Here is a 12,423-nt window from a genome sequence, read left to right as displayed (position 1 = left end):
AGGGCAAGCACGCCGGGGGCGCCGCCACCAGCGCACGACCGACGAACTACCGGCGGACCACCGGCTCCTGGAGCTCGGTGACCCACCCCGCCTGGTCCTCCGGGCACTCCAGGTACAGCTCCCGGGCGTAGCCGGCCGAGCGGTAGCCGTTCTGCTCGATGAAGCGGGCGAGTTCCTGGCTGCTGCCCAGCACCTCGTCCATCGAGCCGCGGTGCACGATGGTCGCCGCCTCCTCGATCGGCGGCAGGTCGAGCACCTCGAAGTCGTGCGTGCCCGGCCGCACCGACGAACCGACCGGGATGCCCACCAGGACCAGCACCGCGCCGTTGCCCTCCGGTGCGTCCTGGTAGCGGGCGACGGAAGGACCGGTCGCCTCGATCCCGGCCTCGGCCAGCCGCCCGCACAGCTCGCCGAACAGCGGCCCGATCACCGGTCCGATGTCCTCCGGCTCGTAACTCGCCGCCACACCGCTCAGTTGGGCCACCCGGACGGACGGCACCGACTTCACCACGACCTCGTGTGCGGACATGGTCCCCTCGCTCTCGATCGTCCGGAGCCTCGCCTCCACCCGGGCCAGCCGCAGCTCGTCGGCCGCGATCGCCTCGGCGAGCTGGGCCCGCCGCAACCGCAGCATCCCGCGCAGTTCGGCCGGGTCCACCCGCTCGTCCAGGACGGCCCGTACCTGCTGCAGCGTGAAGCCGAGCCCCTTGAGCGCGATCACCCGGTTGAGCCGGGCGAGTTGGGACGCCTCGTAGAAGCGGTACCCGCTGACCGGGTCCACCCGGGCGGGCCGCAGCAGTCCGATCGCGTCGTAGTGGCGCAGCATCCGTACCGACACCCGGCCGTGGCTGGCGAAGTCTCCGATGTTCAACATGGTGCGACCACTCCATCCCCTGCCACCGTGTCAGGGTCAACCCCGTTCGCCCACCACCCCCCGGGGAACGCGAAGGGCGGGTGCCGAACGATGTCGGCACCCGCCCTGAGCAGGTGGTTCTCCTATTGGCGGAGAGCGTGGGATTCGAACCCACGGTACGGGGTCACCGCACGACAGTTTTCAAGACTGTTCCCTTAGGCCGCTCGGGCAGCTCTCCAGGCGGAGGTCAGCCTAACGGGTCCGGAGGGGTTCGGTGCACACGTTTCCGCGCGGGCCGTGGGTTACTGGTCGCCCTCGCGCTGGCCGAGGGTGACCTTGGTGTTGAGGGTCTGGCCGTTGCGGGTGTACTCGACGTCGACGGTCTCGCCGGGCTTGTGCGTCCAGATCCGGCTGACCAGGGCGGGGCCGTTGTCGATCGGGACGCCGCCGAGCTTGGTGATGACGTCGCCCGGCTTGAGGCCGGCCTTGTCGGCCGCGCCGCCGGGGGTGACGGCGGGCTGCCCCTGGATGTCCTTGGTCTGGATCTGCGCGCCGTCGCCCTTGTAGTCGTCGTTGCGCAGCACGTCGAGCTTGGCGTAGACCGGCTTGCCGGTCTTGATCAGGGTGTCCGCGACCCACTTGGCCTGGTTGATCGGGATGGCGAAGCCCAGGCCGATGCTGCCGGCCCGGCCGTTGGCGGAGGCGTTGGACTGGATCGCCGAGTTGATGCCGATCACCGCGCCGCCGGAGTCCAGCAGCGGGCCGCCGGAGTTGCCGGGGTTGATCGAGGCGTCGGTCTGGAGGGCGTTCATGTACGAGGCCTGCGAGCCGGTGTCGTCGCCGGAGGCCACCGGGCGGTCCTTGGCGCTGATGATGCCGCTGGTGACGGTGGACTCCAGGCCGTACGGCGCGCCGATCGCGACGGTGGCGTCGCCGACGTTGACCTTGTCGGAGTCGGCCAGCGGTAGCGGGGCCAGCTTGCTCTTGGGCGGGTTGTCGATCTTGACCACGGCGACGTCGTAGCCCTCGGCGTGGCCCAGCACCGAGGCGCTGTAGGAGGTGCCGTCGGCGAACTTGACGGTCAGTTTGCCGCCGCTGAGGGTCGGCGCGACCACGTGGTTGTTGGTGAGGATGTGGCCCTCGGTGTCGAAGACGAAGCCGGTGCCGGTGCCCGACTCGCCGTTGCCCTGCGCCTTGATGGTGACGACGCTGGGCAGCGCCTTCTGCGCGATGGCGGCGATCGAGCCGGGGGCGGGCTCGTTCTTCTGGGTGTCGCTGGCCTGGACGGTGGTGCTGCGGTGGTCGTTCGCGGCGTTGCTGCTGTCGACGTGGTCGGCGACGGACACGCCGAGCGCGCCGCCGGCCAGGCCGGCGACCACCGCGACGGCCGCGATCAGGGCGACCAGGCCGCCGCGCTTCTTGCGCGGGCCGCCGTGGCCGCCGGGACCACCGGGGTAGTCCGCAGGGTAGCCGAGCGGGCCGGCCGGGCCTCCGGGGTAGCCGGCGCCGCCGGAGGTGGAGTCGTGGGTGGGGCCCCAGCCGCCGAGCGGCTGGCCGGCCCCGAAGGGGTGGTGGCCGTGCGCGGCGGGGGCGGCGGCCGGAGCGGCGCCGAAGCCCTCGTGCGCGCCGGCGGCGGGGACGCCGTGGGTCGGGGTGGCGTACGGGTTGCCGGCCGGCGGCAGGGCCGGGGCGGCGGGCGCGGCGGCGACCGGGGACGGCGGGGCGGGCGGCAGGACCGGCGGCGGCGCGTCGATGTAGCCGGTGGCCGGGTCGACGGCCGGCTCCTCCGCGACGGGCGCGGCGGGGGACTCCGGCGCCGGCACCTTGGTGAAGGCGACGGTGGGCTTGTGCCCACCCTCGGCCGGGACCCCCTCGGCCGGGACGCCCTCGGCCGGAACGGCGTCCACGGGCGGCGCCGCCTCGACGGCAGCGGTATCGGCGGCACCCGCCTCCGGCCCCGGCACCCGCCGGAAGGCCATGGTCGGCTGGTGCCCGCCCTGAGCGGGGCCTTCGGGAGCGGTCTCGGCCGCCCCCTGGCCGGCGGGCTGCTCCCCCTGCGGCCCGGCGGGCCCAACCTCGCGCTCGGTGCTCACGGACGACCTCCATAGCTGGCAGAACCAAGGACCATAGTTTTTCGCACTGCCGATTCGATTGCCGTAAGGACCCCTCTGAAGAACTCATAAGAATCCTTAGCCGGCACCGACGCCGGCACCGACGGCCGAGGCTCCCCTCCCCCCGCCGGGCGTCCCGCGATGCGGACCGTACGCCCTCGGCCTTGGGTGTCGGCCCCCGCGCCGGTTAGCCTGTCGCTCACAACTGACACGCGGGAGCTTGGACCCACCAGGCTGAGAGTGCGCATGTCGACCGTACGCCACGCGAGTGACGGACGTTCGAGGGGGCGCTGACCGCCGGAACCTGTCCGGGTAATGCCGGCGTAGGGAGTATCGGCCATGCCGCCTGCTTCGCCATCCTCTTCTTCGGGTGCGCCCGAGTCCAAGGGTTTCTCCGGGTCCACGCCCACGGCCGTCCTGGACCGCCCCCAGCGGGCCGATCACGTCGAGGCGCCCCTGGTGCTCGACACCGAGCCGCCGCGCACGCTGCGCTTCCGGGACCACTTCGCGCTCTGGATGAACCTGGGCGTCAGCCTGATCGGCTTCTCCACGGCCGCCACCGTGCTCGGCGCCCCCGGCAGCGAGCTGTCGCTGGCCGCCGCGGTGACCGCGATCACCGTCGGTACGGTCGTCGGCACGGCGATGCTCGGCCTGGCCTCGCTGATCGGCGCCCGCACCGGCGCCCCCGCGATGGCGAACCTGCGCGGGCTGTTCGGCACCCGGCTGTCGTACCTGCCGACGGTGCTGAACATCGTGCAGTGCATCGGCTGGGGCGTGTTCGAGCTGCTGACCATCTCGGCGGGCGCCCAGACCGTCGCCCACACCACCGGCTACCGCTGGCTGTTCGTCCTGCTCGCCGGCGCGCTGACCACCGTGCTGACCATCTGGCCGCTGGGCTCGATCGCGGTGCTGCGCCGCTTCGTGGCCGGGGCGGTCGCGGTGGCGATGGTGTACCTCACCGTCCAGCTGGGCCGCCAGGGCGTACCGGACCCGGGCGCGGGGAACTGGCACGGCTTCCTGGGCGCCACCGACGCGATGATCGCGGTGTCGGTCTCCTTCGTGCCGCTGGCCGCCGACTACACCCGGCACTCGCGCACCCCGCGCTCGGCGTTCTGGGGCAGCTTCTCCGGCTACACGATCGCCCAGGTCTGGTGCTACGTGCTCGGCCTGATGGCGCTGCTGCAGTCGGGCGGCGACCCGAACCGGATCTTCGACTCCTTCCTCGGGGTCTGGGCCGGCTGGCTGTTCCTGCTGGTGCTGGTGCTGCGCGAGACGGACCAGTCCTTCGCCAACGTGTACTCGACCGCGATGTCGGTGCAGAACCTGCTGCCGAAGGTGGACCGCCGGGTGCTCTCCGGCGCGATCGGCGTGCTGATCACCGTGCTGGCGCTGCAGATCGACGAGTTCACCGACACCTACTACGGCTTCCTCGGCCTGATCGGCTCGGTGTTCGTGCCGCTGCTGGCGGTGCTCGTCGTGGACTACTTCCTCGGCGCCGGCCGGCGCGGCTGGAACCTCTCCGCCGACGCGCCGTCCCGCTGGCTGATGCTGCTGCCGTGGGCGCTGGGCTTCGCCGTCTACCAGTTCATCGCGCCGACCAAGGTGGCCGACTGGTGGACGGACTTCTGGACCTCCGCCCAGGAGGCGCTGCACTTCACCCCGCGGGAGTGGACCTCGGCCTCGCTGTTCGCCTTCCTGGTGCCGGCCCTGGTCACCTGGGCGCTCACCCCGATCGGCCGCCGCGCCGCCCGGCCCTGACCGGACCTGACCTGACCGAACCGGCGCGGCGGAACACGGCAGAACACGCCCGAGCGCGACTGAGCACGCCTGAGCACGGCGAAGACGGCCCCACCGGTTGGGGCCGTCTTTGTCCGCGCTTCACTTCCGCCACCTATCGTTGGGCCTGTGACCAGCCCAGACCTGTCCTCGACGGCGGCGCGCACCGTGCCGACCGTCCAGGTGATCGCCCACCGCGGTTCCTCCCACGCCCTGCCCGAGCACACCCTCGCGGCCTACCGGCGCGCGCTCGACGAGGGCGCGGACGCGCTGGAGTGCGACGTCCGGGTCACCGCCGACGGCGCGCTGGTCTGCGTGCACGACCGCCGGATCGGCCGGGTCTCGAACGGCCGGGGCACCGTCTCGGCCATGACCCTCGCCGAGCTGGAGGCGTACGACTTCGGCGCCTGGAAGACCGGCCGCCCCAGCACCGACCCCGAGCTGCGCGGCGTGCTGCGGCTGGAGCGGCTGCTGGAGCTGGTGGTGGAGTGCGGCCGCCCGGTGGACCTGGCGATCGAGACCAAGCACCCGGTGCGCTTCCGCGGCCGGGTGGAGGCCGAGCTGCTGCGGACGCTGGAGCGGTTCAAGATCGGCGCGACCCGGGACGGCGGCCGCCCGTCCGCCCGGATCATGAGCTTCTCCTCGGTCGCGCTGGACCGGGTGGTCGCCGCCGCGCCGCAGTACCGGCGGGTCTTCCTGTTCGAGCGGACCCTGCCGCTGCTCGGCCGGCTGCGCGCGGGCTCGCCGCTACCGGGCGGGGCGCGGATCGCCGGCCCGGGCATCGAACTGGTGCGGGCCCGCCCGCAGCTGGTGACCCGGCTGCGGGAGCTGGGGCACGAGGTGCACGTGTGGACGGTGGACGAGCCGGCCGACGTCGAGCTCTGCCTGGAGCTCGGGGTGTCCGCGATCATCACCAACCGGCCCGCGGAGGTGCTGGCGCAGCTCGGCCACTGACGGCCGGATCATCGCCGGCCGATCGCCGGGCGGTCCCCCGGTGATCGCGCCGGTGACCGCCCCGGTGATCGCGCCGGTGACCGCCTGGTGATCCGCCGACGCACCGAGGACCGGCCGGGGCCATACCGTCAGATCCGATCACTTCTGGTCAGCAGTCAAACCTTCCTTGCGCGAAATTGCCGGAATTCTCGCATCCGGGCGACAGAGGGTGAGCACGGAATGACCTGATGTCGACCGTCGGTCGCCGCGCTCGAAATGGGCGGGCGGGATCGTCCGGTGCTCGTTTCCGACGCATTACCAAGGGGCATCTCTCCCTCGGCATACGCTGAAGGAGGTCCGGGGGTGGCGTTGATGGTGGCGCGTGAAGTGCCGACTTCATCGACCATGGCAGTGCCGCACGGCCCAGCGAGTGTCGGGGTCGCACGGCGCCGACTGCGTCGAGATCTGGGTGACCGGCAGATACCGGAACCGGTCATCGATGATGCTGTTCTGATCCTTTCCGAGCTGTTGAGCAACGCCTGTCGGTACGCCCGTCCGCTCGGCCCGCTGCCGGCGCTGGGGCGCGGCTCCCGGGCCGAGGTGCTCGGGCAGGTCCTGGTCGGTGTCCCGTCCGGGCCGCACGCCGCGCCGGGCGGCCGGGAGTCCGCCGAGGGCTCGGACGAGCCGGACGGCGGGGTGCTGGTCCGCTGGCAGATGCACACCGACGGGGTGCTCACCCTGGAGGTCACGGACGGCGGGGCGGCCACCCGGCCGCTGCCCGCGAGTCCCTCGCTGACCTCGCGCGGCGGCCGCGGCCTGAGCATCGTCGACCAGCTGGCGAGCGACTGGGGCGTGCGCGACGCCCCGGGCGAGGTCACGGTCTGGGCGGCGCTGCCCGCCCGGGCCCGGCACGCCCGGCGCACCGGAGGCGATGCCCGTAGCGCATGAGCCGGGCTCGGGGGATGTGTCGTTAGGCTTCCCGGGACACAGGACCACCGTTCCCGGGAGAGCCGCAGCATGGGCAAGAAGGCCGCCAAGAAGGCGCCGCAGCGCCAGTCCACCACCGCCGTCACGGGCGAGATCCCCGTGGTCGGGGCCCGCGAGGACTGCCCCTGCGGCTCGGGCCGCCGGTACAAGGCGTGCCACGGCCGCGAGGCCTCGCACGCGGTCCAGGAGCTGGTGCACCGCCCGTTCGAGGGCCTGCCCGGCGAGGCCGACTGGGTGGCGCTGCGCGAGCTGGTGCCCGCCGCCACGGTGCCGCTGACGCTGGCCGCCGGGGTGGCCGAGGGCGCGACCGGTGACGTCCCGTCGGTGACCCTCGCCACCGTGCTGCCGCTGGCCTGGCCGGCCCTGCGCCGCCAGGACGGCTCGATCCTGCTCGGTCTGCAGACCCAGTCCGCCTCCGGCGACCTCAGCCGCGATCTCGCGGACGCCCTGGAGCTGGCCCTGGCCACCGAGCCGGGCAGCCCGGTGCCGGCCCGCCGGACCGTCCCGGGCGGGCGCCGCCTGCAGGACCTGCTGGACACCACCGCCGCGTTCACGCCCACCGTGCACACCGGCTTCGAGTTCTGGCTGGAGGACGCCGAGGCCGCCACCGGCGAGGTCGCCGCCTCCCTGGAGCGCGCCAACGCCTCGGCCATCCCGACCGAGAAGCTCGCCGGCGTGGACTCCGCCTACTGGTGCGGCACCCCGGACAAGAACCACCTGCGCTGGGTGATGACCGTGCCCGAGGAGCAGCTGCTGGACGCGCTGGCCCGGCTGAACGCGGCCGACGAGGCCTCGCTCGGCCCGGACACCCGCCTGGTCGGCTCCTTCCGCGCGCACGGCCTGACCGTCCCGGTGTGGGACCTCCCGCTCGAGATGACCGCCGCCGACTGCGAGAAGCCGGCCGCCGAGTTCGCCGCGCGGCTCGCCTCCGTGCTCGCCGACGGGACCCCGCTGACCGCCGAGGAGCGGCGCGCCCGCGCGAACCTGGTGAACCGTCAGGTCACCCTGAACTAAAGCGCGCGGGATCCGCGTGATACGCGTCACATTGTCGTGGTGAACGCGCAATTTCCGGGCGTGGAGGGCGTCTTGGAAATTGGCGCGGGCGCGGATCCTTGTTACTGTCTAAAGAGTCCGGCCGCTGGTGCATCCCCCGTCGCCAGCGGTCGGATCTTTTGTTTTTCCGGAGCGCCCCATCGGAGCGCCCCCACGGATCACCCCGATGGAGCGCCCGCGCGGAGCCCCGCCCTCAGTGGGCCGAGCGTCCGCGGTCCAGTCGGACCGTCGCCTCCACCAACTCCCCCAGCAGCGGCCCGACCTGCGGCAGCCGGACCCCGCCGCCCGCGCCCGGCCGCGGCGCCAGCACCCAGCGCACCCGCCCCCAGCCTCCGGCCGCGGGGACCCCCACCGCCGCGCCGCCGGGCGGCAGCGGCAGGAAGCCGCCCGGTCCGTGGTAGCGCAACGACCCCGGCACCCAAGGGAGTTGGGCGAGCATGTCGCCAAGCGCGTCCAGCGAGTACGGAGCCACCAGCAGCGCGTAGCGGCCCGGCATCGCCAGCACCGGTCCGAGCGGCAGGCGCAGCGCGCTCAGGTAGACCAGCGCCCGGGCTCCGGCCTCCGCGGGCAGGCTGACCGCCGAGACGGTGCGGCCGGTGGCGGCCAGCACCGGCGCGTCCGGGCACCGCCGCTCCCACCACCAGCGCACCATCCGGGCGTCCGTGGTGGCGGCCAGCAGCGAGGGGTCGTGCGGGTGGGCGCCGGGAACGGTGCAGTCCGGGTCGCCGCAGGAGCAGCGGCCGTCGCACAGCACGGTGCCCGGCACCACGGGCCAGCGGTGGTCGACGGCGGCCGCCAGGGCCGCGGCCAACCGGGCGGAACGCTCCTCCGACCGGCTCTTCGGGTTCTCACGCATGGCGCTCGTTCCTTTCCCTGACCGCTCGGTTCGCTCCGCTCCACCGGCGTCCGTCGGGTTCCTCCGTGCGGGCCGCCGGGGCGGGCCCCGGGCGGCGCGGGGCGGGGCGGGCGGCGGGGCGGACGACGCGGCTGCGACGTGGAGCGTGTGGAGCACGACATGAAGGGCCGCGCACCGGCACAGCCCTTGGAACGAGAATCCCGTACGCGACCGGAGGGACGCCGCCCGGGCGCGCTTGGTTCCACCGTACGAGTGAGAGAGTTCCGGCCGGCCCGGCTCACGGGCGGCACGGACATACGATCCGGACGGCCGCCCGGGTCCGTCCTCCCGGTTCTGCCCGCTCGCGGCCCGCTCCATGCCTGCGGGCTCCACGGCGCGCGTACGGACCCCGCGCGCCCCCCGACCGGGTCGCGCTGGATGTGGAACGGGCCACCGCGTCGTCCTGGATCTGGACATGCCCCGAATGGCCTGTGTAGAAGTGGTGGCATTGCTGTCGATCAATGACGAGTAGTAGCGAATCGAGGCGAAACACGCCCTTTGGCCGTGCTCGCTCCACATTGGCCTTAGCTGGGGGTTTCGCATGGCACGTAGCACCGCGTCAGGAGTGGCGGCATGAACGAGTCCCACCCGTCGGCGGCCGTCCCGTCGACGACGACCGCCGAGCCGGGCGAACCCGGCTGCGCAGGCGGGCTCACCGTCCTCGACCTGCCGGACCTGCCCGGCCCCGTCGACGCCCCGGACGGCACGGCGGACGACCGCACGGCCCCGTCCGCCGTGGTGCAGGACCGTTTGGCCGGACGCCTGTCCGATTTCACCAGCCTGCACGAGCACACCGAGCGGCTGGCCCGTGCCCGCGGCCTGACCGCCACCCTGGACACCGTCCTCGCCTCCGGCGCCGCCCTGCTCGGCGCCCGGCGCGGCGTGCTGGTCACCAGGCGGCCCGGCGGCGGGCCGGGACAGCCGGTCGGCTTCAACCTCGACCGCGCCAGCCTCGGCGCCCTGGAGACCGTCCCGACCGAGCAGAGCCTGCTGGCCCGGCTGCTGCGCGAACTCGACCGGCCCGCCCACCTGCACTCCCGCGACCTCGCCGAGGACCCGGCCATCGGCGCCCGGCTGCGCGAACTCGCCGTCCACCTCGGCCTCGGCGGCGCCTACGGCCTGCCGCTCGCCACCGGCGAGGACGGCCCGCTCGCCGCCGCCCTCTGGTTCTACGACGAGCCCGCCGAACCGACCGGCTGCCAGCGGGAACTGGCCCGCCACTACTGCGAGATCGCCGCCCCGCTGCTCGCCAAGCAACTGGAGTCGGACCGGATCTCGCGCACCACCGAGGCGCTGCGCCGCGGACTGCTGCCGGACCGGCTCCCCCGGGCCGCCGGGCTGCGGCTGGCCGCCCGGCTGGTCCCCGCCGGGCTGGAGCTCTCCTGCGGCAGCGACTGGTACGACGCGATCCCGCTGCCCGACGGCACCATCGGCCTCACCGTCGGATCCGTCTCCGGCGACGGCCCCGGGGCCGGCCCCGGCTCCGCCCCCGGCGCGGCCGCCGCGATGGGCCGGGTCCGGGCCGCGCTGCGGGCGTACGCGGTGCTGGAGGGCGAGGACCCGGTCTCCGTCCTGGGGGATCTGGAACTGCTGCTCAAGACCACCGAGCCGACCCGCACCGCGACCGCCGTCTACGCCTGGGTCGAGCCCGAGGAGCGCCGGATCACCCTGGCCGGCGCCGGGCACTGCCCGCCGGTCCTGGTCGGCCGGCACGGCGCCGAGTTCGTCGAGACCTCGCTCTCCGCCCCGCTCGGCATGCTGACCTGCTGGGAGGCGCCCGGGGTGGAGTTCACCGCCGAGCGCGGCGACACCCTGCTGCTCTACACCGAGGGCCTGGCCCGCCGCTGCGGGCCGACCCTGCACGCCGGGCAGGCCAACCTGCGCCGGGCCGCCGCCGACGCCCCGCGCGACGTGCGGATCGACCCGGACCGGCTCTGCGCCCACCTGCTGGCGGTCTGCCCGGACCGGGAGACCCCGGGCACGGCCACCGACGACCTGATGCTGCTGGCGGCCCGCTTCGAGTAGGAGAGGAACAGCTCGGGCCCTGGGGTCCCCCCGGCCGAAGGCTGGGCGAGGACGGGCGGCCGGACGTCCGTACCATGGACGCACGGCCGCCCGCGCGTGTCGCGATCCGACACCTCCCCCGACGGGCGGCGGTACCACCCCCAAGGAGGCGTTGCACGTGACCGAGGACCGTACCCCCGCGGTGGCCGAGAACCCCGAGGCCGAGGGCGGCGAGGAGCCCGAGCAGTTCAAGGGCCGCAAGAACGGTCTCTACGGCGAGATCTCAGACGAGCTCGCCGCCTCGATGAAGTCCGGCTGGGCCGACACCGAGCTGCACGGCCTCGTCCCGGTCGCCCAGGCCCCGTACGCGGCCGAGCGCCGCGCCGCGCTGTCCGCCGCCTACCCCGGCGAGCGCCTGGTCGTCCCGGCGGGCAACCTGCGGGTGCGCTCCAACGACACCGACTACGCGTTCCGCGCCTCCAGCGAGTACGTCCACCTCACCGGCGACCAGACCGAGGACGCGGTGCTGGTCGGCGAGCCGACCGGAGCGACCGGCCACGAGTTCGCGCTCTACCTGCTGCCCCGCTCGAACCGCGAGAACGGCGAGTTCTGGCTGGACGGCCACGGCGAGCTGTGGGTCGGCCGCCGGCACAGCCTGAGCGAGCAGGAGCAGCTGCTCGGCCTGCCCGCCCGGGACGTGCGCCAGGCCGCCGAGGAGCTGGCCGCGAAGGCCGCGGACTCCGCCGTGCCGACCCGGATCGTCCGCGGCTACGACGCCGGCCTGGAGGCCGCGCTGGCCGACGCCCTGGACGCCGACAAGGACGCCGAGTTCAAGGAGTTCCTGAGCGGCCTGCGGCTGGTCAAGGACGAGTGGGAGATCGGCGAGCTGCGCGCCGCCTGCGACGCCACCGTCAAGGGCTTCACCGACGTGGTCCGCGAGCTGGGCCAGGCCGTCGCCACCTCGGAGCGCTGGATCGAGGGCACCTTCTGGCGCCGCGCCCGGGTCGAGGGCAACGACGTCGGCTACGGCACCATCGCCGCGGCCGGCCCGCACGCCACCACCCTGCACTGGGTGCGCAACGACGGCGACGTGCGCCCCGGCGAGCTGCTGCTGCTGGACGCGGGCGTGGAGACCAGCACCCTCTACACCGCCGACGTCACCCGCAGCCTGCCGATCAACGGCCGCTTCACCGAGCTGCAGCGCCGGATCTACGACGCCGTGTACGACGCCCAGGAGGCCGGCATCGCCGCGGTGAAGCCCGGCGCCCGCTTCCGCGACTTCCACGAGGCCTCGCAGCGCGTCCTCGCCGAGCGGCTGCTCGCCTGGGGTCTGCTGGACGCCTCGGTGTACGACGTCGAGAAGGTCCTGGAGCTCGGCCTCCAGCGCCGCTGGACCCTGCACGGCACCGGCCACATGCTCGGCCTGGACGTCCACGACTGCGCCCACTCGCGCCGCGAGGAGCACGTCGACGCGCTGCTGGTCCCGGGCATGGTGCTGACCGTCGAGCCGGGCCTGTACTTCCAGCAGGACGACCTGACCGTGCCGGAGGAGTACCGCGGCATCGGCGTCCGGATCGAGGACGACATCCTGGTCACCGCCGACGGCAACGAGAACCTCTCGGCCGGCCTGCCCCGCAGCTCCGAGGACGTCGAGGCCTGGATGGCCTCGCTCGCCTGAGCCGCGCAGCGGTGAAGGGCCCGGCCTCCCGAGCAGTGGGCGGTTTCTAGTGGTCGTTGCAACACGTGGTCGGTTGTCTAGGCCGCGAGGAGTTTAGCCAGGCGCTCGGCTGGGGTTTCCCAGCCGAGCGTCT

At 73.8% G+C, this 12,423-nt stretch carries 9 protein-coding genes, 1 tRNA gene and 1 riboswitch; of the genes, 6 read left to right on the top strand and 4 right to left on the bottom strand.

What is annotated here, in order from left to right; translation table 11 throughout:
- Positions 1–46: 46 nt before the first annotated feature.
- From ACWDBE_RS19215 to ACWDBE_RS19205, 3 genes are all read right to left on the bottom strand, one after another.
- Entirely contained in the window at positions 47–874 is an 828-nt protein-coding gene (locus tag ACWDBE_RS19215; RefSeq protein WP_449808605.1) for a MerR family transcriptional regulator, read from the bottom strand.
- 126 nt (positions 875–1,000) lie between these two features.
- Positions 1,001–1,091, bottom strand: a tRNA-Ser gene (locus tag ACWDBE_RS19210).
- A gap of 64 nt (positions 1,092–1,155) precedes the next feature.
- Positions 1,156–2,946, bottom strand: coding sequence for a trypsin-like peptidase domain-containing protein (locus ACWDBE_RS19205; protein ID WP_449788523.1), 1,791 nt, complete (start codon positions 2,944–2,946; stop codon positions 1,156–1,158).
- Between the two features lie 220 nt (positions 2,947–3,166).
- Positions 3,167–3,311: riboswitch (TPP riboswitch) on the top strand.
- Between ACWDBE_RS19205 and ACWDBE_RS19200 the strand changes: the two genes are divergently transcribed.
- The 4 genes from ACWDBE_RS19200 (at position 3,304) to ACWDBE_RS19185 (ending at position 7,674) form a co-directional block, all read left to right on the top strand.
- Positions 3,304–4,722, top strand: a complete 1,419-nt coding sequence (locus tag ACWDBE_RS19200; protein WP_449808604.1) for a purine-cytosine permease family protein — start codon at positions 3,304–3,306, stop codon at positions 4,720–4,722. It overlaps the preceding riboswitch by 8 nt.
- A gap of 147 nt (positions 4,723–4,869) precedes the next feature.
- Positions 4,870–5,694 (top strand): glycerophosphodiester phosphodiesterase, encoded by an 825-nt coding sequence (locus tag ACWDBE_RS19195; RefSeq protein WP_449788525.1) that lies wholly within the window; start codon positions 4,870–4,872, stop codon positions 5,692–5,694.
- A gap of 351 nt (positions 5,695–6,045) precedes the next feature.
- Positions 6,046–6,621: an ATP-binding protein gene (locus tag ACWDBE_RS19190; RefSeq protein ID WP_449808678.1), complete on the top strand. Its 576-nt coding sequence runs from the start codon at positions 6,046–6,048 to the stop codon at positions 6,619–6,621.
- Between the two features lie 69 nt (positions 6,622–6,690).
- Positions 6,691–7,674, top strand: a complete 984-nt coding sequence (locus tag ACWDBE_RS19185; RefSeq protein ID WP_449788526.1) for a DUF5926 family protein — start codon at positions 6,691–6,693, stop codon at positions 7,672–7,674.
- Between the two features lie 232 nt (positions 7,675–7,906).
- Here the strand turns inward: ACWDBE_RS19185 and ACWDBE_RS19180 are convergent, their stop codons facing one another.
- Positions 7,907–8,569 (bottom strand): bifunctional DNA primase/polymerase, encoded by a 663-nt coding sequence (locus tag ACWDBE_RS19180; RefSeq protein WP_449788527.1) that lies wholly within the window; start codon positions 8,567–8,569, stop codon positions 7,907–7,909.
- Positions 8,570–9,181: 612 nt separating this feature from the next.
- On the opposite strand from ACWDBE_RS19180, the gene ACWDBE_RS19175 reads away from it, so the two are divergent.
- On the top strand, positions 9,182–10,633 hold the full coding sequence (locus ACWDBE_RS19175; RefSeq protein ID WP_449788528.1) for a PP2C family protein-serine/threonine phosphatase: 1,452 nt from the start codon (positions 9,182–9,184) through the stop codon (positions 10,631–10,633).
- Positions 10,634–10,790: 157 nt separating this feature from the next.
- Positions 10,791–12,290 (top strand): aminopeptidase P family protein, encoded by a 1,500-nt coding sequence (locus ACWDBE_RS19170; RefSeq protein ID WP_449788529.1) that lies wholly within the window; start codon positions 10,791–10,793, stop codon positions 12,288–12,290.
- Positions 12,291–12,423 lie beyond the last annotated feature (133 nt).

This window comes from Kitasatospora sp. NPDC001132 (genome assembly GCF_053598415.1).
The sequence above is the reverse complement of the archived record's forward strand: the minus strand, read 5'-3'. Positions and strand labels throughout refer to the sequence as shown.

Bases quoted from the DNA above. Each gene is read 5' to 3' on its own strand.
- ACWDBE_RS19215 (WP_449808605.1), bottom strand. From the start codon at position 874: ATGTTGAACATCGGAGACTTCGCCAGCCACGGCCGGGTGTCGGTACGG.
- ACWDBE_RS19200 (WP_449808604.1), top strand. From the start codon at position 3,304: ATGCCGCCTGCTTCGCCATCCTCTTCTTCGGGTGCGCCCGAGTCCAAG.
- ACWDBE_RS19190 (WP_449808678.1), top strand. From the start codon at position 6,046: ATGGTGGCGCGTGAAGTGCCGACTTCATCGACCATGGCAGTGCCGCAC.
- ACWDBE_RS19185 (WP_449788526.1), top strand. From the start codon at position 6,691: ATGGGCAAGAAGGCCGCCAAGAAGGCGCCGCAGCGCCAGTCCACCACC.
- ACWDBE_RS19180 (WP_449788527.1), bottom strand. From the start codon at position 8,569: ATGCGTGAGAACCCGAAGAGCCGGTCGGAGGAGCGTTCCGCCCGGTTG.
- ACWDBE_RS19175 (WP_449788528.1), top strand. From the start codon at position 9,182: ATGAACGAGTCCCACCCGTCGGCGGCCGTCCCGTCGACGACGACCGCC.